Source organism: Pseudarthrobacter sp. KH_020_B (assembly GCF_057840185.1).
The window spans coordinates 1,840,833-1,861,967 of record NZ_CM174506.1 but is presented as its reverse complement, the minus strand read 5'-3'; the positions used below and the strand labels follow the sequence as shown (position 1 = coordinate 1,861,967).

21 protein-coding genes are annotated in these 21,135 nt (G+C 67.6%); 12 read left to right on the top strand and 9 right to left on the bottom strand.

The window, feature by feature from the left end:
• The first annotated feature begins 19 nt into the window (after positions 1–19).
• From AC3IT0_RS08675 to ybaK, 3 genes are read left to right on the top strand one after another with little or no spacing between them, the layout of a single operon-like run.
• A complete protein-coding gene (locus tag AC3IT0_RS08675; RefSeq protein ID WP_489323323.1) occupies positions 20–931 on the top strand; it encodes a sulfurtransferase in 912 nt (303 codons plus the stop codon).
• A gap of 10 nt (positions 932–941) precedes the next feature.
• Positions 942–1,403, top strand: coding sequence for a SufE family protein (locus tag AC3IT0_RS08670; protein ID WP_489323322.1), 462 nt, complete (start codon positions 942–944; stop codon positions 1,401–1,403).
• 32 nt (positions 1,404–1,435) lie between these two features.
• A complete protein-coding gene (gene ybaK, locus AC3IT0_RS08665) occupies positions 1,436–1,933 on the top strand; it encodes a Cys-tRNA(Pro) deacylase (protein ID WP_489323321.1) in 498 nt (165 codons plus the stop codon).
• Here the strand turns inward: ybaK and AC3IT0_RS08660 are convergent.
• Entirely contained in the window at positions 1,930–3,195 is a 1,266-nt protein-coding gene (locus AC3IT0_RS08660) for an alpha/beta hydrolase family protein (protein WP_489323320.1), read from the bottom strand. The genes ybaK and AC3IT0_RS08660 overlap by 4 nt on opposite strands.
• A gap of 156 nt (positions 3,196–3,351) precedes the next feature.
• Here AC3IT0_RS08660 and AC3IT0_RS08655 point away from each other — a divergent pair, with 156 nt between their 5' ends.
• The 7 genes from AC3IT0_RS08655 to AC3IT0_RS08625 all read left to right on the top strand — a co-directional run bounded on the left by AC3IT0_RS08655 (position 3,352) and on the right by AC3IT0_RS08625 (position 9,886).
• Positions 3,352–3,843 carry a hypothetical protein gene (locus AC3IT0_RS08655; protein ID WP_489323319.1) on the top strand — a complete coding sequence of 164 codons (492 nt, stop codon included), beginning with the start codon at positions 3,352–3,354 and terminating at the stop codon, positions 3,841–3,843.
• Positions 3,844–3,857: 14 nt separating this feature from the next.
• Entirely contained in the window at positions 3,858–4,361 is a 504-nt protein-coding gene (msrB, locus tag AC3IT0_RS08650) for a peptide-methionine (R)-S-oxide reductase MsrB (RefSeq protein ID WP_489323318.1), read from the top strand.
• A gap of 153 nt (positions 4,362–4,514) precedes the next feature.
• Positions 4,515–5,882, top strand: a complete 1,368-nt coding sequence (locus tag AC3IT0_RS08645; RefSeq protein ID WP_489323317.1) for a DUF6421 family protein — start codon at positions 4,515–4,517, stop codon at positions 5,880–5,882.
• Positions 5,879–6,640, top strand: a complete 762-nt coding sequence (locus AC3IT0_RS08640; protein WP_489323316.1) for an SDR family oxidoreductase — start codon at positions 5,879–5,881, stop codon at positions 6,638–6,640. Before AC3IT0_RS08645 ends, AC3IT0_RS08640 begins: the two co-directional genes overlap by 4 nt.
• Before the next feature lie 43 nt (positions 6,641–6,683).
• On the top strand, positions 6,684–7,799 hold the full coding sequence (locus AC3IT0_RS08635; protein WP_489323754.1) for a threonine aldolase family protein: 1,116 nt from the start codon (positions 6,684–6,686) through the stop codon (positions 7,797–7,799).
• Between the two features lie 61 nt (positions 7,800–7,860).
• The gene (locus AC3IT0_RS08630; protein WP_111906999.1) at positions 7,861–8,511 is read left to right on the top strand and encodes a DUF3000 domain-containing protein; all 651 of its coding nucleotides are present in this window, start codon (positions 7,861–7,863) and stop codon (positions 8,509–8,511) included.
• Between the two features lie 31 nt (positions 8,512–8,542).
• The gene (locus tag AC3IT0_RS08625) at positions 8,543–9,886 is read left to right on the top strand and encodes an HRDC domain-containing protein (RefSeq protein WP_489323315.1); all 1,344 of its coding nucleotides are present in this window, start codon (positions 8,543–8,545) and stop codon (positions 9,884–9,886) included.
• On the opposite strand, the gene AC3IT0_RS08620 is transcribed toward AC3IT0_RS08625, so the two are convergent.
• From AC3IT0_RS08620 to AC3IT0_RS08605, 4 genes are read right to left on the bottom strand one after another with little or no spacing between them, the layout of a single operon-like run.
• Positions 9,883–10,599: a response regulator transcription factor gene (locus tag AC3IT0_RS08620; RefSeq protein WP_489323314.1), complete on the bottom strand. Its 717-nt coding sequence runs from the start codon at positions 10,597–10,599 to the stop codon at positions 9,883–9,885. The genes AC3IT0_RS08625 and AC3IT0_RS08620 overlap by 4 nt on opposite strands.
• A complete protein-coding gene (locus tag AC3IT0_RS08615) occupies positions 10,574–11,260 on the bottom strand; it encodes a sensor histidine kinase (protein ID WP_489323313.1) in 687 nt (228 codons plus the stop codon). The genes AC3IT0_RS08620 and AC3IT0_RS08615 overlap by 26 nt, the downstream gene beginning before the upstream one ends.
• A 2-nt stretch (positions 11,261–11,262) precedes the next feature.
• Complete coding sequence (locus tag AC3IT0_RS08610) at positions 11,263–11,937, bottom strand: hypothetical protein (protein ID WP_489323312.1); 675 nt, start codon at positions 11,935–11,937, stop codon at positions 11,263–11,265.
• A gap of 18 nt (positions 11,938–11,955) precedes the next feature.
• Complete coding sequence (locus tag AC3IT0_RS08605) at positions 11,956–13,077, bottom strand: hypothetical protein (protein WP_489323311.1); 1,122 nt, start codon at positions 13,075–13,077, stop codon at positions 11,956–11,958.
• 211 nt (positions 13,078–13,288) lie between these two features.
• On the opposite strand from AC3IT0_RS08605, the gene AC3IT0_RS08600 reads away from it, so the two are divergent.
• A complete protein-coding gene (locus tag AC3IT0_RS08600; RefSeq protein WP_489323310.1) occupies positions 13,289–14,587 on the top strand; it encodes a thiolase family protein in 1,299 nt (432 codons plus the stop codon).
• Positions 14,584–16,800 carry a 3-hydroxyacyl-CoA dehydrogenase NAD-binding domain-containing protein gene (locus tag AC3IT0_RS08595; RefSeq protein ID WP_489323309.1) on the top strand — a complete coding sequence of 739 codons (2,217 nt, stop codon included), beginning with the start codon at positions 14,584–14,586 and terminating at the stop codon, positions 16,798–16,800. Before AC3IT0_RS08600 ends, AC3IT0_RS08595 begins: the two co-directional genes overlap by 4 nt.
• On the opposite strand, the gene AC3IT0_RS08590 is transcribed toward AC3IT0_RS08595, so the two are convergent.
• The 4 genes from AC3IT0_RS08590 to AC3IT0_RS08575 all read right to left on the bottom strand — a co-directional run bounded on the left by AC3IT0_RS08590 (position 16,786) and on the right by AC3IT0_RS08575 (position 21,130).
• A complete protein-coding gene (locus AC3IT0_RS08590) occupies positions 16,786–18,315 on the bottom strand; it encodes an ABC transporter ATP-binding protein (protein ID WP_489323308.1) in 1,530 nt (509 codons plus the stop codon). The genes AC3IT0_RS08595 and AC3IT0_RS08590 overlap by 15 nt on opposite strands.
• Before the next feature lie 2 nt (positions 18,316–18,317).
• Positions 18,318–19,061: an energy-coupling factor transporter transmembrane component T gene (locus tag AC3IT0_RS08585; protein WP_489323307.1), complete on the bottom strand. Its 744-nt coding sequence runs from the start codon at positions 19,059–19,061 to the stop codon at positions 18,318–18,320.
• A 10-nt stretch (positions 19,062–19,071) separates the two neighbouring features.
• Positions 19,072–19,905, bottom strand: a complete 834-nt coding sequence (locus AC3IT0_RS08580; protein ID WP_489323306.1) for an ECF transporter S component — start codon at positions 19,903–19,905, stop codon at positions 19,072–19,074.
• Between the two features lie 199 nt (positions 19,906–20,104).
• Positions 20,105–21,130, bottom strand: a complete 1,026-nt coding sequence (locus AC3IT0_RS08575) for a nucleoside hydrolase (RefSeq protein WP_489323305.1) — start codon at positions 21,128–21,130, stop codon at positions 20,105–20,107.
• Positions 21,131–21,135: the final 5 nt, after the last annotated feature.

The following is a 21,135-nucleotide window of genomic DNA, read 5'->3' as shown; positions in this document are numbered from 1 at the left end:
TCAGTGAAAGGCCATCACCATGCCCTACGCAGTTGAACAGAACGAGAAGTTTGCCGCCTACGCCAACCCGGAGCGCCTGGTGTCCACCGAATGGCTCGCAGCTGCCCTTCAAAGCGGCGCATTGGCGGACGGAAAGCTGGTGGTGGTCGAATCCGACGAGGACGTCCTCCTTTACGAGACCGGCCATATCCCCGGATCCGTCAAAATCGACTGGCACACCGACCTTAACGACCAGGTGACCCGCGATTATGTGAACGGCGAAGCATTCGCGGCCCTGGCCGCTGCCAAGGGCATCTCCCGCGACACCACTGTGGTCATCTATGGGGACAAGTCCAACTGGTGGGCAGCCTATGCACTCTGGGTCTTCACGCTGTTCGGCCATGAAGACGTCCGGCTGCTCGACGGCGGCCGGGACAAGTGGATCGCTGAAGGCCGCGAACTGACCACCGAGCGGACCGCCCCGGCGGCCGGCGAGTACCCAGTGCTGGAGCGCAACGACGCCCCCATCCGCGCTTTCAAGGACGATGTGCTGGCACACTTCGGCAAGCCGCTCATCGACGTCCGCTCCCCCGAGGAATACACCGGCCAGCGGACCCACATGCCCGCCTACCCGGAGGAAGGTGCGCTCCGCGGCGGCCACATTCCCACGGCAGCATCCATTCCCTGGGCGCGCGCCGCTGCGCCGGACGGGACCTACCGCAGCCGGGAAGAGCTCGAGGCCCTCTACCTGGGCGAGGCCGGGCTGACCGCAGGCGATGACGTGGTGGCCTACTGCCGCATCGGCGAGCGTTCCAGCCACACCTGGTTCGCGCTCAAGTACCTGCTGGGCTTTGACACTGTCCGGAACTACGACGGCTCCTGGACCGAGTGGGGCAACGCCGTCCGGGTTCCCATCGCCAAGGGCACGGAACGCGGCACGGTTCCGGCGTAAACTGGAACAGATGACTACACATGACCTGCCCGCCGCGTTGGCGGAAATCGTGGATGACTTCCAGGCCCTGACCGAACCCGATCGGCTTCAGTTGCTGCTTGAGTTCTCGCGCGAGCTGCCGGAACTGCCTGACCGGCTGAAGGACCACCCCGAGCTCCTGGAGCAGGTTGTGGAATGCCAGTCGCCGCTGTTCCTGGCCATCGAAACGGAAAAGAACGACGCCGGCCCGGCCGACGCCGTCCGGCTCTACTTCAAGGCGCCACCGGAAGCCCCCACCACGCGGGGGTTCGCCGGGGTGCTCCACGAGGGACTCGACGGACTCAGCGCCGCCGAAATCCTGGCAGTGCCGGACGATATGCCGGAGCTGCTGGGCCTGACGCGGGCCATCACGCCCCTGCGGATGCGCGGCATGACCGCCATGCTGGGACGGATCAAACGCAAGGTCGCCGCTACGTCCCGGCTGGCGTCCTGATCAGCTGACCTCCTAACAGGAAACTGAACGCTTTGGGACGCAAGAGTTCTTCAAACGGAACGCCGGCTACAGCCGCACTGGCTGCGGCCGGCGTTACGTTTGTGTTGCATCCGTATGCCCACGATCCTTCAGCGGCCAGCTACGGCACCGAAGCCGCTGAGGCCCTGGGCATCGCTCCCGAGAAGGTCTTCAAGACCCTCATGGTGGAAGCGGAGGGCCGGCTGGCTGTCGGGATTGTGCCGGTCAGCGGAAACCTTGACCTCAAGGCATTCGCCGCCGCCCTGGGCGCCAAGAAGGCCTCGATGGCAGACCCCGCGGCTGCTGAACGCCGCACCGGCTACGTGCTGGGCGGCATCTCGCCGTTGGGCCAGCGCCAGTCATCACCCACGGTGGTGGACAGCAGCGCCCTTGAGCTGGGAACCATGCTGGTTTCCGGTGGAAAGCGCGGCCTGGATGTTGAGCTTGCACCGGCCGACCTCATCCGGCTGACGTCCGCCGTGACCGCGGCCATCGGCACACGCACGCCTTAGCGGTTTTGGCCGGGATTAAGCCGCGGAGCCAAATGGGGCCGGAGCCACGCCTTGATCAGGTTCTCCCAGCGCTCGGGATCGACATTCCATTCCTTGGTGTGCCTGGCGTGATTGAACGTTTCGAACGTGACCATGTCCGGATTCCGCTCGGCCAGGAGGGCGGAAGGTTCAAAGGGAACGTATTCATCATCAACGCTGTGGATGATCAAGGTGGGCGTACGGACTTCCACGGCACGCGCCACCCAATCCATGGCCTTGAGGTCCACGGGTGCGGCCAGGCCGGTGAGCCGGCGCCCCACGGGGTGGCCCAGCATCAGCTGCCCGTAACGGCCCACGAGGGACGGAATGCGGTTGATCTGCGCATGGTGGGCCAGCACATTGACCCAGTTGATGACGGGGGCGTCCAGGACCATGGCCCGGATCAGGTGACGGTGAGGCGAAAGATCGGCCGTCTGCAGGCAGATGGCGCCGCCCATGGACCAGCCGAAAAGAACAATTTCCTCGGCGCCGTTGGCCAGGGCGAACTCGATGGCGGCCTGCACGTCACGCCATTCCGTGGATCCCAGGCCGTACCGGCCGTCCTCGGCCGAAGGCGCCAACCCGTCGTTCCGGTACGAGACAACCAGGCTGCTGAGGCCCAGTTCCAGGGCGGGGCCCACCGCACGGAGGGCCTCCTGGCGGGTGGCCCCGCGGCCGTGAACCATGACTGCCCAGGTCCCGGCCGTTCCGCCGGCCCGGACCAGCCACGCCGGTGCTGTGCCGCCGTCGACGTCGATCAGCACGTCTTCCGCCGCAAAGCCGGCGGTGGCGGGATCCGGGTAGAGCGCACCGCTCCACCACCCGCGGCGGGCCGAATCAAGATCGCCGGCATAGACGGCTTCCACTTCGCGCAGGACTGTGCCATCCGCCGGCGAATATGACACGATCCGCCCGATCCGGGCGTGCCCCTTCCCGCCGTCGAAAAACAGCCCATAGACACCCTCCACTGTGGTCTCCGGAGTGGCTGCCAGGATGACCTGCCGGCCGCCGCCTTCCCGGAGCACGGCCAGGACCTCCTGGTCCGCCGTCCGCTGCCGGACCGGAGTGATCACACGCCTGGCAAAGTACAGCGCCAGTGCGGAGGACCCAGTTGCCAGCAGGCCCGCAAGGGCCCCGCCACCAATGACGCCGCCGAGCGCCCATTTGGCGCGCAGTGACATACGGCCGTCGGCCTGGATCGGAACTGCCGCCGTCAACGTGGGGGTGCGCGTGGAAGGTGCCATGGAACCATTCTTACTGCCGCAGACGGGTTGGCCATATTCCGTCCGGCACGTGGCGCCCCAATTCTGCCGGCCACGAGGACGCCGCGCGCATGACACCGCACCGGCCATGCGGCCCAAATGGATGCAGGCACCGGTGCGCACGACTAGGCTGATGCCATGAGCGATCCAATCGTCATTCTGACCGAAGAACCCCTGGGCGCGGACGACCGCGTCAACATTGAACGCCTGGTGGACGGGCAGGACACTCCCCTTGTCCTGCTGGTTCCAGGGAACACTGAACGGCATCTGCTGGTGGATTTCCTTGAGAATCTCTCCCTGCTGGACGTTGCCAAGGCGTTCCGCGAACTGACCGCGCACGCCCCGGATCCGTCATCTGAACGGGCCGAGGCTGCAGAGACGCTGGCCGTCTCGCTGGCTGCCCTGGAGGGGCTGGGCGCAGGAGTCACGGGCGAGGTGGTGGACGGTGGCGCCGTCAAAGGCCTCGTGGCCAAGGTCAAGGAGCTCGGCGCAGCCCAGGCGGTGGTGATCACCCGTCCCCACGCAGTTGCGGACACGTTCCACACAGACTGGGCCAACAAGGCCCAGGACCAGCTGGGGCTCCCGGTGCTCCACTTGTATGCCGGTTCGGGATTTATCGGCGACTCCTGAGCGTTGAGCTGACTATGAGCATCTTTGGTAAGAGCATCTTCGACAACAAGGCCACGGACTCGGTGCCGGCCGCCGACGCCGCAGCTGCGGAACCCGCATACCGGAAGTCCGACGCCGAATGGCGGCAGGAACTCGCGCCGGAGGAGTACCACGTGCTGCGGCAGGCGGGTACGGAGCGCCCCTTCACCGGCGAGTACGTGGACACCCATACGGAGGGTGTCTACCAATGCCGTGCCTGTGGAACCGAGCTCTTCAGGAGCAACGAAAAATTCGACTCGCACTGCGGCTGGCCGTCGTTCTGGGCGCCGCTCGCCGAAGGAACCGTCCGTTACATCCACGACCGCACGCTCGGCATGAAGCGGGTGGAGGTACGGTGCGCGCACTGTGACTCGCACTTGGGCCATGTATTTGAGGGCGAGGGGTATGGCACGCCCACGGACCAGCGTTTTTGCATAAATTCGGTGTCCCTGAAGCTAGTGCCGCGCGGCGCAGCCGGGGAAGAATCCACGGAGTCCTGAGTCCGCCAGCCGTGGCTTCGCCTACGTCTGGCGGAGCCCGGCGGCACCTCGAGCCTGAGAGTATCTTATGCTCAGGCCAGATTTGAGTTAGGGACTCTGGTTGCTTGCTACGCTCGCCGTAGATGCCCAAGCAATGAGAAAGGCAGTCGCACCATGACCGTCACCGTGACCGGCGCTCCAACAAGGATCACCGCCGAAAATACCGCCTGGCTCCGCCTCAGGAGCGCCGCCGAATCCCTGCAGGCACTGCAGGTCCAGGACGGCTCCGTGCCCGACCCGGGCCATCACGCAGCCGCGGCGCTCGAGGTTGCCGCGATCACGGAGTCGCTCGCCGAACTGGCACCCCTGTTCCCGCACGACGCGGCCTACCTTGACGCCGTCGTCGATGATTTTCAGGCGTGGGCCACTGCTGGATTCGGACTCCCGGACTTCCTCGCGTCCCTGCTGGCGTTCCAGCCCCAGCTGCAGCGCCAGGATGGCCTGCAGCATGTTGTCATCTTCCCCATGTACACCCAGAACGGGAGCAGCAGCCGGCTGGTGGAGGCCGTCCTGATCGACGTCATCTGGCCCGATTTTGTGGCCGGCCTTGAAGCCGGTGACTATTCAAACAAGCTCTTTGTGCCCATCCGGTTCCTGGACTTCACCCGCGGCTATAACACCAACTCGGCGGTGCTGTTCCCCGAAACCGTGGCCGTCCGGCAGACACCCACCTTCACCTGGGGCGCCATTTTTGCGGACCGCGAAGCGGCCCGGTTCCGCAGGGTCCTGCGCGCGGCCGCGGACATAACCTCCCTCGATCTGCCCGCGGGCGCCGAGGAACTCCTGGCCGACCAGGAACTGACCGAAGCCACATTTGTGATGTGGGACCTGATCCATGACCGGACCCACATGCGCGGCGACCTGCCCTTTGACCCGTTCATGATCAAGCAGCGGATGCCCTACTTCCTGTATTCGCTTGAAGAGCTGCGCTGCGACCTCACCGCCTTCCGGGAATCCGTCCGGATCGAACGGGACGAAGACGCCGGCCCCGATGCACGCCGGCACGCGAAGCTGGTGCAGTACGCCATCATCTTCGACCGGATCTTCCGCTTCGCGATCACCGGCAACCGGGTGCGCAACTATGACGGCCTGGGCGGACAGCTGCTCTTCGCCTGGCTGCACCAGCACCACGTCCTGCACTGGACGGACAGCCGGCTAAGCATCGACTGGGACCAGGTGGCGGACGCGGTAATCGCCCTCGGCGCCTCGATCGACGAGCTCTACTGGCGCTCCATTGACCGGCCGAAGATGGCGCATTGGCTCGCCGCGTACCACCTGATCTCCGCCACGGTCACGCCCAACCCCGCATCAGTCTGGGCCAAAGGCCCGGACGCGCTTCCCGTTGCCGGTCCGCCGCGGGGGCTGACGGACCAGGTGCTGGACGACGAATTTCCGCTGTCCATGTTCTACGAAGCCTTGGAGAAGAAAATGCGCCCGGTGATCGAATCCACCGCCGGCATCACCGGAGCGTCCGCGCTGTGAGCGAACCCGACGCCCCGCGCGTGGCTCCTGTTCCAGACGACGGCCCCGGGCTGAAGGTCCTGGTCACCGGCGGCAGCGGACCCTCCGGGATCGCGGTGGCCCGGGCGTTGCACCACGCGGGGTTCCGGGTCTTCACCGTCGGCTCTGACAGCGCGCGCATCGACGCTGCTGCGAGGCAGGCGGGCGACGGCGTCACTCCCCTGGTGTGCGATCTTGCGGATCTCGCTGACGTCCAGGCCCTCCGGAAGACCCTGACGGACGCGGCAGGTCTGATGGACGGCGTCATCCACCTCGTGGGCGGCTGGCGCGGCGCCAAGGGCATCACGGACCAAAGCGACGCCGACTGGGACTTCCTGGAGCGCGGCGCCATCACCACGCTCAGGAATGTCTCGCGGGTCTTTTACGCAGACCTGGCAGCCGCCGGAACCGGAAGGTTTGCCATGGTGTCCTCCACCGCGGTGGACAAACCCACTGCGGCGACGGCCAGCTACGTGGCGGCGAAGGCCGCCGCCGAGACCTGGACACTGGCGATGGCGGAGGGCCTGGCCCGCGCGGCTGCGGACGAGGGCACCGCCCTGCGCGGCGCCGCCGTCGTCCTGGTGGTGAAAGCGCTGGTGGACGCGGAACTCCGGAAGGCGCACCCGGAACGGACCTTCCCCGGCGCCACCGACGTCGAGGACCTGGGCGCCGCCGTCGTCGGACTGTTCAGCCGCCCCGCCGCCGAACTGAACGGCCGGCGCCTGCTCCTGGCCCCCTGACCGGCCGGACCCACCTCCCTAGACTGAGAATGTGAGCAAAACAATGACAACAACGGCAGATGCCGCAACCCGGCTTGAAAATCCCGCCGCCCGGCTGCATGACGCGTCCGTCCGCGGTTTCGCGTCGGACAACTACTCCGGCGTGCACCCGGAAGTCCTGGCCGCCCTCGCGGCAGCCAACGAAGGCCACCAGGTGTCCTACGGCGAGGACGACTACACGGCCCGGCTGCAGGGGCTGATGGAGGAGCACTTCGGCGCCGGCATCGAATGTTTCCCGGTGTTCAACGGCACGGGCGCCAACGTGCTGTCGCTGCAGTCGCTGCTCCCGCGCTGGGGCGCTGTGGTGTGTGCTTCGACAGCGCACATCAACATGGACGAAAACGGCGCTCCGGAACGGGTCGGCGGGATCAAACTCCTGCACGTCCCCACCCCGGACGGCAAGCTGACGCCGGAGCTGATTGACCGGGAGGCGTGGGGCTGGGGCGATGAGCACCGGGCGCAGCCGCTGGCTGTGTCCATCACGCAGACCACCGAGCTGGGCACCTGCTACACCCCTGATGAGGTCCGGGCCATCGCGGACCACGCCCATGCCAAGGGCATGAAACTCCACATGGACGGCGCGCGGCTGGCCAACGCGGCCGCGCACCTGGGTGTGCCGCTGCGGGCTTTCACGCGCGACGCCGGCGTGGACATCCTCTCCTTCGGGGGCACCAAAAACGGGCTGCTGTACGGCGAAGTAGTGGTGGCGCTGAACCCCGAAGCGGCCCACGGCCTGAAGTTCCTGCGCAAGATGAACATGCAGCTTGCCTCGAAAATGCGCTTCCTGTCGGCCCAGTTCATCGCCCTGCTGGAAGGTGATCTGTGGCTCCGTTCGGCGTCGCACGCGAACGCCATGGCCGCCCGCCTCCGCGCTGCGGTGGACACCATCGACGGCGTGGAACCCACCCAGAAGACAGAGTCCAACGGCGTGTTTGCCGTCCTCCCCGCCGGCATAGCTGACCGGCTGCGGGAATCCTTCCGGTTTTATGACTGGGATGAGGCCGCCCGCGAGGTCCGCTGGATGTGCTCCTTCGACACCAGCGAGGACGATATCGATGCCTTTGTGGCCGCGATCCGACGGGAACTTGCGGCCCACCCAGCAGGCAAGGAAGCTGGATAGCATGGACCGGCCGACGGCGAGCCTGCACTGCCCGCCCTCTGCTGTTGCGTAATCTGCGAAGGTGAACGCACTAGCCCAGGTTCCCCCGGAATTTCTCCACGCGTTGGGAACCCTCAGGAAGGCCCAATGCCGCAGTGAACTGCGCCTGGCGGAAATTCCCGCGCCGGCGCGCCTGGCACCGTTCGCCGTGGCACTCGGTGCGGAGGTCATGGCGCCCGGACCGGGCAGTGGCACCACCCCCGTCCACGGGCCCGCTGCCATGGCGCTGGCCGCGGCGTCCGGCACCGAGGACGACGACGACACCGAGCTGGCCACGGGCCGCTTCATCCTGCTGCACGATCCCGAAGGCTCAGCGGTCTGGGACGGCGAATTCCGTATTGTCACCTATATCCGGGCCCAGCTTGAGCCCGAAATGGGCAACGACGAGATGCTGGGCACCGTGGCCTGGACGTGGCTGGTGGAGGCACTGGAGAACCACAAGGCCCCCTACCGGGCGGCCGGCGGGACTGCCACGCGCGTCCTGTCGGAGAGCTTTGGAACACTGTCCGACCGGCCCGGGTCGATCGACATCGAGCTGCGCGCTTCCTGGACCCCGGCGTCCTCGGACGTCACCGCCCATCTGGAGGCATGGTCCGACATGGTCTGCACGTTCGCCGGCCTACCCCCTCTGCCCGACGGCGTCGCGGCCCTTCCGCGCCGGCGCCGGAACTAGGACTGCCCCTTGTCGGTAAACTGAAGGCACCATGACCCCTCATATTCCGGAAAACACCACGGCCGGCGCTCCGGCTGCTGATACCACTCCCCACATCACGGTGGAAGGCTTCGACAGCCAAGTCCCCGTGGTCATTGACCTCGACGCACCGCGCGACGGCGTGCCGCTGGTGATCGAAACGCAGTCCGGGCTGGAGCGGTGTGCGGCAGCCATCGCCGCCGGAACAGGGCCCGCGGGGGTTGATGCAGAGCGGGCCTCCGGATTCCGGTACGGCCAGCGCGCGTTCCTGGTGCAGATCCGGCGCGAAGGCTCCGGAACCTGGCTGATCGATCCTGAACCGTTCGGGAACCTGTCCATCATCAACGATGCGCTCCAGGGGGTGGAATGGATCCTGCATGCAGCCAGCCAGGACCTGCCCTGCCTGCTGGAGCTGGGCATGTGGCCGGACAAACTCTTTGACACAGAACTCGCCGCACGGCTGGCCGGGCTGCCACGCGTTGGCCTGGCCGCCGTTATCGAACAACTGCTCGGTTTTGGCCTGGCGAAGGAACACTCTGCCGCCGACTGGTCCACCCGGCCCCTGCCCGAGCCGTGGCTGCGCTACGCCGCCCTGGATGTGGAAGTCCTGACCGAACTGCGCGAAGAACTCATAGAACTGCTGCAGGTCGACGGCAAGCTGGAATATGCAGAGCAGGAATTTGCCGCGATCCTTGCCGCCGGTGTGGCCCCGCCCCGGGTTGACCCGTGGCGCAAGACGTCGGGCCTGCACCAGATCCGCGACCGTCGCCAGCTGGCCGCGGTCCGCGAACTGTGGCTGGAGCGTGATTCGCTGGCGCAGAAGCGCGATGTGGCACCCGGCCGGCTGATTCCTGATTCCTCCCTGGTCGCCGCGGCCAAGGCCATGCCGTCCACCGTGCCCCAGCTGCTCGGCACCAAGGGATTCCACGGCCGGGCGGCGCAGCGCGAGGCACCCCGCTGGCTCCGGTGCATCGCCGCCGCCCGCGATCTTGAGGACCTTCCGCCGCTGCACCTGCCTACCAATGCACCGCCTCCTCCGCGGGTGTGGGCCGACCGCGACCCGGAGGCCGCGGCCCGTCTGTCCACCGCGCGCCCGCTGCTGCAGGAGAAGGCGGACGAACTGAACCTTCCCGTGGAGAACCTGCTGACGCCGGACTATCTGCGCCGCGTGGCGTGGCGTCCGCCGTCGGACCTTACCGAAGAAGCGGTGGCCACTGAGCTGCGCGCCCTCGGTGCCCGCGAGTGGCAGGTGGGCCTGGTTGCGCCGCTTATCACTACCGCTTTCCTCAACCCGCAACCGCTGCCGGCCAAGGAATCCAGAGAGGGCAAAGCCGGCGCCGAATCACAGGCCCGCTAATCCCAAGCCTGCGGTGAGCCGATGCGGCGCGCACTGGCCCGGCCTCCAGGGCGGCCTCCGGAGCGGCCCCCGGGCTTGATGAAGCCCGTCTCATAGGCCAGGATCACCGCTTGTGTGCGGTCACGGACCCGCAGTTTGGCCAGCAGCGAGGCAACATGGGTCTTGACCGTTTCCTGGCTCAGGTACAGTGCCGAAGCGATCTCGGCGTTGTTCCGCCCTGCGGCGAGTTCTCCCAGCACGTCCTTCTCCCTGGCGCTCAGGGCATCCATGGCCCTCGCCGCGGCTCCTTCGTGTCCCGGCCCTGTCAGCTGCCGGACCGCTTCGGGGAACACCACGCTGTCACCGGACGCCACGGTCCGCACTGCCTGGATGATTTCCTCCGGCCGTGAGCGCTTGAGCAGGAAGCCCGCGGCTCCGCACCTCAGGGCCTCATACACGTAGTCGTCGCTGCCGAAGGTGGTCAGCACCAGGACCTTGGGGGCGTCCTGGCGGGTACCGTCGCCCAGCAGCGTCCGCGTGGCCTGGATGCCGTCCACCAGCGGCATTCGGACATCCATCAGGACCACATCCGGCCGCAGCCGCGCGACCAACGCCGGGACTTCCGCACCATCGGCGCCCTCCCCCAGGACCGCCAGGTCCCCAGCCCCTTCGAGAATGGTCCGCAGCCCGGAACGGACCAGCGGTTCGTCATCCACTATGAGCAGCGTGATCATCTTCCTGTCCTTTCCATGGGAACTCGGCGGTCAACTGCCACACACCATCCGTGGCTCCGGCTTGGAACGTGCCGTCCAGCAGCACTGCACGTTCCCGCAGGCCGGCCAGCCCGCGCCCACCCTGCTTGGCCTGATGTGGCAGTTTGGCTTGGTTGGTGGGGAGCTCGTTGCTGAGGCGGATGCCCAGCACTCCGGAGTCCCGCCCGCCCGTCACTGACACCGAGACCTCGCACGTCGACCCGGTTCCGTGCTTCAGGGCGTTTGTCAGCCCTTCCTGGATGACGCGATACGCCTCGCGGGCAAGCAGTGCCGGTACGGCCCCAGTGTCGCCGGTGACCTTCAGCCCGGCAAGGAACCCCGCAGAGCGGTGCCGGTCCACCAGCTCCTGAAGCTCTGTCAGCGGACGCGGGCTCAGCTCCGTCGTCGGGCGTGGGATTGAACCGGCTACCCGGCCCGGCTGACGGTACTGGAAGCCAGCCACCGGACCGGCTGACGTCCGGATTTCGTCAGGATCGACAGGTGCCCGGAGCACGCCCAGCACGTGGTCCAATTCTTCCAACGCGGCCCGCCCGGCGTTCTCCACCGCTGCCATGGCCTCGGCTGCTTTGGCGGGGTCCGCCGTCACCAGCCGATGGGCGGCAGCGGCCTGGAGGGTGGTCACCGTCAGGGCATGCCCGATCGAATCGTGGAGTTCCCGCGCCAGTTCATGGCGCCGCGCAAGTTCAAATGACCGGCGCTCGGCGATGGCCAGTTTGCCAGCTCCGATGGCCCCAGGAGCAGCACCGCCCAGGTGCCCAATTGAGTGGTGACACCCAGGAGAAGCGTCACTGCGCCCATGCACGCAGCGAGCAGGACCCAGACGGCGACGACGGGATCAGCGCCCGGCAACATTTGGGACGCGATCGGACCGGCCACGGCCATCCCTCCGATAAAGGGAGAGAGGGCGAACGCTGCCATGACCGGTGCCACGAACACGAGCACAGCGACGGCGAGCGCGCCGGAGGCGAGGTGCAGAAGGAACCAGGCGGAACCGCGGGCAACGTCGCCAAGCCGGACGGGCCCGGTCGGTTCGGACAGTGCGGTTCCCAACAGTTCATTGGCCGCGGTCCGTTCCAGGGTGCGCATGACTTGCAGCGTGGCCGGAACGGCCAGCAGCCCGGCGCCAATGATCAGCGAGCTCGGCACGGCAAGCTGGTTTTCGCCGGCGAAAATCGACAGCTGCACTATCCAGGTCACCAGCGCGCCGTACGGAACAGCCAGCAGCCCGCCGATCATGAGGAAGACAGCCGTCCGCGTTGCCGCGGCCGGCCGTCCCCCTGTCGACTTCGTGACGGTCACGGTCAACATTGTTCCCTATCAGCCGATCCGACGGCAGTCACGGCAAGCGCCGCGGCGGCGCAGATAGTAGGCCAGAGCGGTGGCCGCCAAGGCAACGCCCCACAACGGCCACAGGAATGCCGGCCCGAAGGGAGCCCAGTTGCTGAGGCTGAATGCGGGAATGATTCCTCCGGAAGGCATTCCTGCCATCATGATCATCGTCACCGAGGCTGGGATGATCGCCATCGCGACGAACGTGGCGGGAACCACCGCGAGGCTGATCGGCACACGCTTGCCAGCCAGCCCAGGAATCCACCGGGGGAAGACTTCACCCCACCTTTGCACGAGCCCCATGGTGAGCACAGCGCCTGCAAGCGCCATCCCGCCGAGGCCCAAGGCGCTTGTGTCCATACCCCGGGAGACCATGTCGTCCTGGATTGCGGGATCCACGCCGAGCGGGATACCGAAGGCCCAGCAGATTCTGGTCACGGCATAGACCAGGGGAACCGCCACCGCAACCAGTACGGCAACCCGGCCCCACCGGGCCGCGGCGGCCGCGCTGAACGGTCCATGGACGGTGGCGTCGTTCCGGCCGCAACGCTGGCAGGCTCCACGGTGGTTGCGGTCCACCACCAGTGCGAGGGCCGACCACAGGGCGGCGCTGGCGGTCAACGCCAGGAGATTCAGCAGCGACGCGTCCAGAAGCCGTGGCAGGGCTTCCTGGATCTGCGGGTCGTAGTAGACCTTTGCCAGAATCACCGGAATGTACCCGAGGACCGAGAGCAGGCGGGCATCACCCACGAGCACCAGGGCGACGACGCACATCGCCAGGGCCATTCCTGCCACCGCCGCCCTGAGGGCCGCCGTCGGCTTTGCCCTCCTCGTGCCGATGGCAGCCCACGCGGCAAGCAATGCCGCAACACCGGCGAGCACCACAAGGCCCCAGCCGACTGCCACGTGGGGTGCGTAGAAGAGCAGGGAGGTGGAGTAGGGGTCGGCGTCGCCCACTGGGAACGGTTGGCCGGAAGATCCCCAGACGACGCCGGTAGCGCCATAGATTGCAGCGAGGACGGCGATGCAGGATGCCAGGAGGTTGCGGCGGGCATTTCGGCCCGCACGCGGCAACAGGTTTCCCTGGGCTTTCGTATTGTTTGTAGTCATGGTTCCACCATCCCGTCCCGGGAGGGGCCGTTCTTCCCCGGAAAGGGTGGACCGCCTCCCCCATTCGGGGGAACCGGCAGTGGTTCCCTGCGCGTAGGGGCGGGGTCCTTGCAGACTATGTTACTGGCGAGTAACATAGTGATCACTGCCGTCCGGCAAGCACTGCCCATGGGGCCTCCGGACGGTGCCAACGTCTCGATGAGGAGTAAACGTGAGCCACCACGGAAGCAGCGGATCCCCGCGAACTGTCCGCGACGTCGTTTTTGTTGACGGCGTCCGCACACCCTTCGGCCGGGCCGGCGAGAAAGGCATCTACGCCGGAACCCGCGCCGATGACCTGATGGTGAAGTGCATCCGCGAACTTCTGCGCCGCAACCCGACCCTGCCCGCGGCCCGGATCGACGAAGTCGCAGTCGCCGCCACCACCCAGACCGGCGACCAGGGCCTGACCCTCGGCCGCACGGCCGCCCTCCTGGCAGGGCTCCCCCGCACCGTCCCCGGATTCGCCATCGACCGCATGTGCGCCGGCGCCATGACCGCAGTCACCACCACGGCGAGCGGCATCGGCTTCGGCGCCTACGACGTCGTGATCGCCGGCGGTGTGGAGCACATGGGCAACCACCCGATGGGCTCAGGCACCGATCCGAACCCGCGCTTTATGTCCGAGCGCCTGGTTGACCCCGCCGCCCTGAACATGGGCAACACGGCCGAAAACCTGCACGACCGTTTTCCCGCCATCACCAAGGAACGCACAGACGCCTACGCGGTTGCCTCGCAGGACAAGCTCGCAGCCGCCTACGCCCAGGGCCGGATCCAGCCGGACCTCGTCCCGGTGGCTACGCTCAAGCCGGGCCAGGGCTGGACGGTGAACAGCGTCGATGAGCCGCCCCGGCCTGGCACCACGCTCGAGGACCTGGCGGCCCTGCGCACGCCCTTCCGCGCCCACGGCCGCGTGACGGCAGGCAACGCCGCCGGCCTGAACGACGGCGCCACCGCCGCCGTCCTGGCCTCCTCGGAAGCCGCCACGGAACTGGGACTGCCGGTCAAGATGCGGCTGGTCAGCTACGCCTACGCCGGCGTCGAACCGGAGGTCATGGGCATCGGCCCCGTGCCCGCCACCGAAAAGGCCCTGAAGAACGCCGGCCTCAGCATTGAGGACATCGGACTTTTCGAGATCAATGAAGCATTCGCCGTGCAGGTCCTCAGCTTCCTGGACCACTTTGGAATTTCCGACGACGACCCCCGCGTGAACCGGTACGGCGGCGCCATCGCGGTGGGCCACCCCCTCGCCTCCTCCGGCGTCCGGCTCATGAACCAGCTCGCCCGGCAGTTCGAAGAAGACCCCTCCGTCCGGTACGGAATCACCACCATGTGCATAGGCTTGGGCATGGGCGCCACCGTCATCTGGGAAAACCCGCGTCACTCGAAGTACACAGAGTACAGCGGCGCCGGCGCAGCAGACGACCACGAAGCAAACACAGTAGCCACCACCGAAGGAGCCGCCGCATGAGCGCCGCCGATTTCACCAAGCTCGCCGGGCTCTTCCCCGACGAAACCGTGACCCACTCGTACGTCCAGGACATCAAGCTGCCTGCCGCCCCCGGCCAGCAGAGCCCCGGCGTGTTTGCGCTGATCACCCTGGACAACGGCCTGGACCACTCCAAGCCCACTACCCTGGGGCCCAATACCTTGGTGGAACTGGGCACGGTCCTGGAGGGCCTGAGGGAGCGTGCGGCCCGCGGCGAGATCGTGGGCGTGGGCGTCACCGGCAAACCGTACTTCCTCGTGGCCGGCGCCGACCTGTCCGCGGTGAAGTCGCTCGAGAACCGCGATCATGGCCTGTGGATGGCGCAGCTCGGGCATGACGTGTATGCCACGCTGGCCAACCTCGGCGTCCCCAGCTTCGCGTTCATCAACGGCGTTGCCCTGGGCGGCGGCCTGGAGATCGCCCTGCAGTCCACCTACCGCACGGTGTCCACCGGCGCCGGTGCGCTGGCGCTTCCCGAGGCCTTCATCGGCCTGGTCCCCGGCTGGGGCGGTGTCTACATCCTGCCGCGCCTGATCGGACCCGAGAACGCGGTCAAGGTGATGATCGAGAACCCGCTCAGCAACAATCGGACGCTCACCGGGCCGCAGGCCTTCCAGCTCGGTATCGCCGACGCCCTGTTCGAACCGGCCGACTTCCTGGAACAGTCCCTCGCCTGGGCGGCCACCGTCATCACCGGCGAGGTGGTCCCGCCGCGGGCCAACGCCGTGGACCCCGCTGACCCCGCCGTTGCCGGGCGCTGGTCCGCAGCAGTCGCCGCCGCCCGGACGTTCGTGGAGGCCAAGACCTCCAACGCCTCTCCTGCCCCGGCCAAGGTCCTGGACATCCTCGAAGCCAACCGGACCATGTCCCAGGCCGATTCCGCCGCCCTCGAGTGCGAGACCCTCGCCGGTCTGATGCAGACGGACGAGTTCCGCGCCACGGTGTACGCCTTCCTGGACCTGGTCCAGAAGCGTTCCAAGCGGCCCGCCGGCGCCCCGGACCGCAAGCTGGCCCGCCCGGTCACCAAGATCGGCGTCGTGGGTGCCGGCCTCATGGCCGGCCAGCTCGCCCTCCTGTTCGCCCGCCAACTCAAGGTCCCCGTGGTGATGACGGACATCGACCAGGCCCGCGTGGACAAGGGCGTGGGCTACGTCCACGCCGAGGTGGACAAGCTCCTCGGCAAAAAACGGATCAGCCAGGACGCAGCCAACCGCACCAGGGCTCTGGTCACGGGATCGGTCTCCAAGGAAGCCTTCGCGGACGCCGACTTTGTCATCGAGGCCGTCTTCGAAGAGCTGAACGTCAAGAAGCAGGTCTTTGCGGAGGTGGAAGCAATCGTCTCCCCGGACTGCATCCTCGCCACCAACACGTCCTCGCTGTCCGTCACGGCCATGGCCGAAGACCTCGCGCACCCGGAACGGCTGGTGGGCTTCCACTTCTTCAACCCGGTGGCCGTGATGCCGCTGCTCGAAATCGTGCGCGCACCCAAGACCGACGACGCCGTGCTGGCCACCGCTTTTGAGCTGGCCAAGGGCCTGAAGAAGACGGCGGTCCTGGTCAAGGATGCGACGGCGTTTGTGGTCAACAGGATCCTGCTGCGGCTCATGGGCGAAGTGACGGCCGCCTTCGACGAAGGAACCCCTGCCGAGGTTGCCGATACTTCCCTGCGCCCCATGGGCCTGCCGATGACCCCGTTCACGCTCGGTGCCATGGTGGGCCTGCCGGTGGCCCAGCATGTCCAGGAGTCCCTGCACGCCGCTTTCGGAGACCGCTTCGCCGTGTCCACGAACCTGCAGAAACTGATCGAGAACAGCGTGAAATCGCTCTGGGCCCCGGCAGCCGACGGCTCCCAGGAGATCCCGGAGTCCACCCTGTCGCTGCTGTCCTTCGGCACGTCACCGTCCACCGGGGCGGACGTGCTGCGCCGTGTCGAGGATGCCCTGGCCGAGGAGATCGGGCTGATGCTGGATGAGGGCGTGGTGGCCGGTCCTGAAGACATCGACCTCTGCATGATCCTGGGCGCGGGATGGCCGATGTTCCTGGGCGGCATCACGCCTTACCTGGACCGTGTTGGTGCCGCCGAGCGGGTCAACGGCAAGCGCTTCCTGGCGCCCGGTGTCGCGTCGGGTCTGACGGGTCAGTCCTCGGAATCAATCAGCCCAAATTCAGCCACGCCGGAATCAGTCCGCGGGTAGCAGGCGGCCGGCGTCAATGCGCACCAGGCGGTGCGCGATGGACCGGGCGTAGTCCAGGTCGTGCGTGACCAGCACGACGGCGGTGCCCTCCGCCGTCGTGCTGTGCACCACGCGGTCCAGCGCGGCCAGCCCATGGCCGTCCAGGGCAACGGTCGGCTCGTCCAGCGCCAGGACTGAGGGGTGCCGGGCCAGCACAGTGGCCAGCGCCAGAAGCCGCTGCCGGGACGCGGGCAGTTCGGCCGGGTGCCGCTTTGCAAGGTGCTCCAGCCCAACGGCGGCAAGGGCCTGCTGCACTGCCTGGTCCGCCGCTGGCTGCCCGCGCTTGAATCCGAAGCGGACTTCCCGTTCGACTGTCCGCTCAAACAGTTGGTCCCTGGGCTGCTGGAAGAGGAGCCCGACGTCACCGGACACCCGTCCTGCGGGCTGTCCGCCGATGTTCCGCCCGTTGACCAGCACACTGCCTGCAGTTGGTTGGAGCAAGCCGTTGAGGTGCCTCAGCAGCGTGGACTTTCCGGCGCCGTTGGGACCTGTCACAGCCAGGATCTCACCCGCGCTGAGGGTCAGGTCCAGTCCGTGCAGTACCGGGTCAGCCGGCGGGGACGGTTGTGCCCTGAACCAGCCTCTGCGCTGCGTTTGCCGGTACGTGAAGGAGACGTTATGCAGTTCCAGCGCCGGCGGACTGTCGACGGCGGGTTGATAGCCTCCTGCTGTCAGTGCCCGGAGACCTGCATGCGGGCGGGGGCAAACCACACCCGCCAATTCCAGCGCCCCGGCAGCCACGATTTCTGCGGGTGAGCCAGCCGCGGCCACCGTACCGCCGGCAAGGACCAGCCAGGTATCGGCGTTGTGCAGGAAGGCATCGGCCCGCTGGCTCAGGATCACGACCGCGGTGCCGTCCCGGACGAGGTTCCGCACCAGGACAGCGAGGTCTTCGGCTCCCTCCGTGTCGAGGGAGGCGAAGGGTTCGTCCATAACGAGGACCGCGGGGCGCGCAATGACCGCGCAGCCGATGGCCAGACGGCGCAGCTGACCGCCGGAAAGCGTGCCCGGATCCCGGTCCAGCATCCGGGTCAGGCCGGTCAGGGCAGCCGTGTACCGGACGGCGCCGGCCATACTCTCACGGTCCACCCCCGCGTTTTCCAGTCCGAAGGCCAGTTCCTCGGCCACGGTGGCACGGACCGTGGACAAGGCGGCCGCGGGATCCTGCGGCACCAAACCCACGTGGCGGCCCCAGCTCCCGGGATCGATCCGTGGATCGCCCGCGGTTCCGGTGAACCGGAGGCGCATGCCGGCAACCTCGAGAAAGCCCGTGAGTGTCCCACCGTCGCCGGGCAGCAACCAGCCGGCAAGCAGCCGTCCCACTGTTGACTTGCCGCTGCCGGAACCGCCGAGCACGGCTGTCAGCGATCCCGCGGCGAAGGACACATGGAGGCCTTCCAGAACCGGTTCCTGCTCGCCGGGGAAGACAAATTCTTCGATACCCGCAGCCAGGGCCGGAGGTGGGCTTTGCACCATTGCTAAGCACCCGCCGTCGGCTGCCAGAGACGGGCGGCGACGGCCGCCACCGCCGCGATCAGCAGAACCACGCGCACCCACCGCTGGACCGGAGAATCCTGCACCTCCCGGTAACGCGTCCGTGGCCCGGAACTGCCGAAACCGCGGGCCTGCAAGGCCGCCGCGCGGGTGCCCGCTTCCTCGACGAGGGACAGCACCAGGGGAACCGCCTGCCACCGGAACGCGCCCACGCGCCCGAGAATTCCAGGCCTGACCACCAGGCCACGCGCTTCCTGGGCCTGCCGGATCCGCCCCAGCCGTGAACCGATGGCTGGCAGCAGCGTCAGGGTGGAGGCGAGCACAAACGCGAACCGCGAGTGGGCGCCGCGGGTGGACAGGGCAGCCACCAGGTCCGGCACACTCACCGTGAAGGAACACAGCAGCAGCACCATCACCACGGCGGAAAGCTGCGCAGCCCGTTCGAAGGCAAAATGGAGGCCTTCCCCGGTGACGCGCGCCGGGCCCCATTGCGCCAGCACCGTGGTGCCCTCAGGAAAAAACAGCCCGTGCATGGCCAGCAGCGACAGGACCAGCGGAACCAGGATGACCGCCGCCGCCGGCAGCATCCGGCGCGCCGCTCCGCCGGCGACCGACAAGCCCGCGGCCGCGGCGATCACGGCGACGGACAGCGGCCAGCTGGCAGCCGCCGTCGTCATGACTGCCGTGCTGCCGGCAGCCGCAAGCGAGGTGAAGGGGTGAAGGCGCATCAGGAGGGGGTCAAGCGTCCTGGCTGGTGGCGGACTGGTCGATGGGCTTGCCGGCGAGCACGCGGTGCCTCCGGACAAAGGGGAACTGCAGGCGGGTGCGGCGCGGCAGGGCGTACACCAGCACGGCCACCAAAGTGAAGACGATGGCCTTGTCCATGGGGTCCGAGATGAGGGCCTGTTTGGTGATGGCCGCCAGGAGGGTGTCACCCATGGAGCGGAAGGCACTGACGATGGCGCCGGTGGCCAGGCCGGAGGTGCCGCCGAAGACGAACGCGGCAACGGGAGCGGAGACCACTCCGCCGATGATGCCGGCCAGGAAGCCCGCCACCGGTGCCAGGTAGAAGCGGCGGAACAGGCCGTGGCGTGCGGCGACTCCGGCCAGGAAACCGATCAGGGCGGCACCGGCGGCGAACGGCAGGACTGTCGGGTTGAAGAACGACCAGACGATGCTGCTGAGGGCACCCGTGGCAGCCCCGGCGGCCGGTCCGGCGAGAACAGCAATAAGGACAGTGCCGATGGTGTCGAGGTAGAAAGGCACCAAGGTGCTGCCGACGAACTGGCCGAGGACAATGTTCAGCACCAGGGCCACCGGAATCAGCACCAGCGTGGACACGGGCAGCGTCGGCAGGACGCCGATGATCAGCAGCACGGCCCCGACGAGGAAGCCGGACAGGGCGATCAGGGCCGAGGCACTGCCCGGGCCGCCGGTGATGTCCGCGGGCTGGTTCAGGACCAGGTAGATGTACGTGCCGGCGATGGCCAACGCTCCGAGGGTTTCCAGCAGGCGGCGGTTCCGGGCAGTGGCCGGCGTCTGTGACGGCAGCGAGAGGGAGTGCGATGACATGGCGTTCCTTCTGGGATTCAGGCTGTGGCGCCCGGATGGCCCGGGCGGTGCGGAACGCCGCCTATGTCACCTCGGCGGCAGCCGGGGGCGACTGCGCCGGCCCGGTCCGCGGACCAGTCTACCCGGACCAGGATCCGAGACTGGAGAAGGGCAGAGGTGCCCCTGATGGACCACCAGACGGGTGCCGACCACCGACCGTTCAGCGCAGCCGCGCCGCCAGGCCGCCGACGGACCGGATCAATTCCCCGAAGGCCTGCTCAGGGTTGTTGTCCGCGACCACCCGGGCATTGGGCGGGTGGTTCCACAGGTTCCGGTAATCGGCCACGGTGGTCCCCACCAGCAGAGGCGATTCAACCTCGACGTCCACGGTGGCCAGGCGGGTTGCGTAATCGAGGGTCCCGGCGGCCACACCGGCGGCGAAGTAGTCGTGGACGTGCGCCAGGTAGCCCTGGCCGTGGAGACGGTGAAACTCAAAGTAGAAGCGCAGGGCATCGGACAGGTGCCGCACCAGCGGACTGTCCGCCGTGCTCCTGAGCCCTTCAGGCTGCTTCGGCAGGACCAACTCCCGCTCACCGCAGCCGGCCGCCTCCGCGAGCCGCAACACATGCTCCGGCCGCATTTCCATCCGCTCCGTGGTGTCCAGGGAACAGACAACGGGCAACCGGTCCACCGGCACGCCGCGGTAGGCCGCATAAACTTCCTTGGCCGCCTGCGGATCAACGTGCGTATTCCATTCGGCGGTTGGAGTGGTGTTTCCCTGGTGGTAGAAGCTGCCGCCCATGATCACCACCTTGCCCAGCAGTTCGGGCAGCCGCGGTTCACGCCGGATGGCCAGGGCGAAATTGGTCAGCGGCGCCGTAATCAGGGCTGTGAGCTCCCCCGGATGGGAGCGTGCGGCCTCCACCCAGACGTCGGCGGCGTGCCGCGTGGACACTGTGCCCGACGGCGCGGGCAGGACGGCGTGGCCAATGCCCTGGGGTCCGTGGGTTTCCGGCGTTGTCACCAGCGGAATACTCAGCGGAACCAGTGCGCCGACGGCGACCTCCACCCCTGTGCGTCCGCACAGCTCCAGCAGCGCGAGGGTGTTTCGCGCCACCTGGTGCGCGTCCACGTTCCCGGGCGATGCCGTCACCGCCACGAACTCCACGTCGGGCAGCGAGGCCAGGTAGACCAGCGCCAGGGCGTCGTCGATCCCGGTGTCCACATCCAGCAGGAGCTTGGTCATCGGCG

Excerpts from the sequence above, each read along its gene's own strand:
- AC3IT0_RS08595 (WP_489323309.1), top strand. The coding sequence starts at position 14,584 with ATGAGCGCCGCCGATTTCACCAAGCTCGCCGGGCTCTTCCCCGACGAA.
- msrB (WP_489323318.1), top strand. The coding sequence starts at position 3,858 with ATGAGCATCTTTGGTAAGAGCATCTTCGACAACAAGGCCACGGACTCG.
- AC3IT0_RS08585 (WP_489323307.1), bottom strand. The coding sequence starts at position 19,061 with ATGCGCCTTCACCCCTTCACCTCGCTTGCGGCTGCCGGCAGCACGGCA.
- AC3IT0_RS08670 (WP_489323322.1), top strand. The coding sequence starts at position 942 with ATGACTACACATGACCTGCCCGCCGCGTTGGCGGAAATCGTGGATGAC.
- AC3IT0_RS08620 (WP_489323314.1), bottom strand. The coding sequence starts at position 10,599 with ATGATCACGCTGCTCATAGTGGATGACGAACCGCTGGTCCGTTCCGGG.
- AC3IT0_RS08580 (WP_489323306.1), bottom strand. The coding sequence starts at position 19,905 with ATGTCATCGCACTCCCTCTCGCTGCCGTCACAGACGCCGGCCACTGCC.
- AC3IT0_RS08675 (WP_489323323.1), top strand. The coding sequence starts at position 20 with ATGCCCTACGCAGTTGAACAGAACGAGAAGTTTGCCGCCTACGCCAAC.
- AC3IT0_RS08655 (WP_489323319.1), top strand. The coding sequence starts at position 3,352 with ATGAGCGATCCAATCGTCATTCTGACCGAAGAACCCCTGGGCGCGGAC.
- AC3IT0_RS08605 (WP_489323311.1), bottom strand. The coding sequence starts at position 13,077 with ATGACTACAAACAATACGAAAGCCCAGGGAAACCTGTTGCCGCGTGCG.
- AC3IT0_RS08575 (WP_489323305.1), bottom strand. The coding sequence starts at position 21,130 with ATGACCAAGCTCCTGCTGGATGTGGACACCGGGATCGACGACGCCCTG.
- AC3IT0_RS08625 (WP_489323315.1), top strand. The coding sequence starts at position 8,543 with ATGACCCCTCATATTCCGGAAAACACCACGGCCGGCGCTCCGGCTGCT.
- AC3IT0_RS08660 (WP_489323320.1), bottom strand. The coding sequence starts at position 3,195 with ATGGCACCTTCCACGCGCACCCCCACGTTGACGGCGGCAGTTCCGATC.
- AC3IT0_RS08590 (WP_489323308.1), bottom strand. The coding sequence starts at position 18,315 with ATGGTGCAAAGCCCACCTCCGGCCCTGGCTGCGGGTATCGAAGAATTT.
- AC3IT0_RS08645 (WP_489323317.1), top strand. The coding sequence starts at position 4,515 with ATGACCGTCACCGTGACCGGCGCTCCAACAAGGATCACCGCCGAAAAT.
- AC3IT0_RS08635 (WP_489323754.1), top strand. The coding sequence starts at position 6,684 with ATGACAACAACGGCAGATGCCGCAACCCGGCTTGAAAATCCCGCCGCC.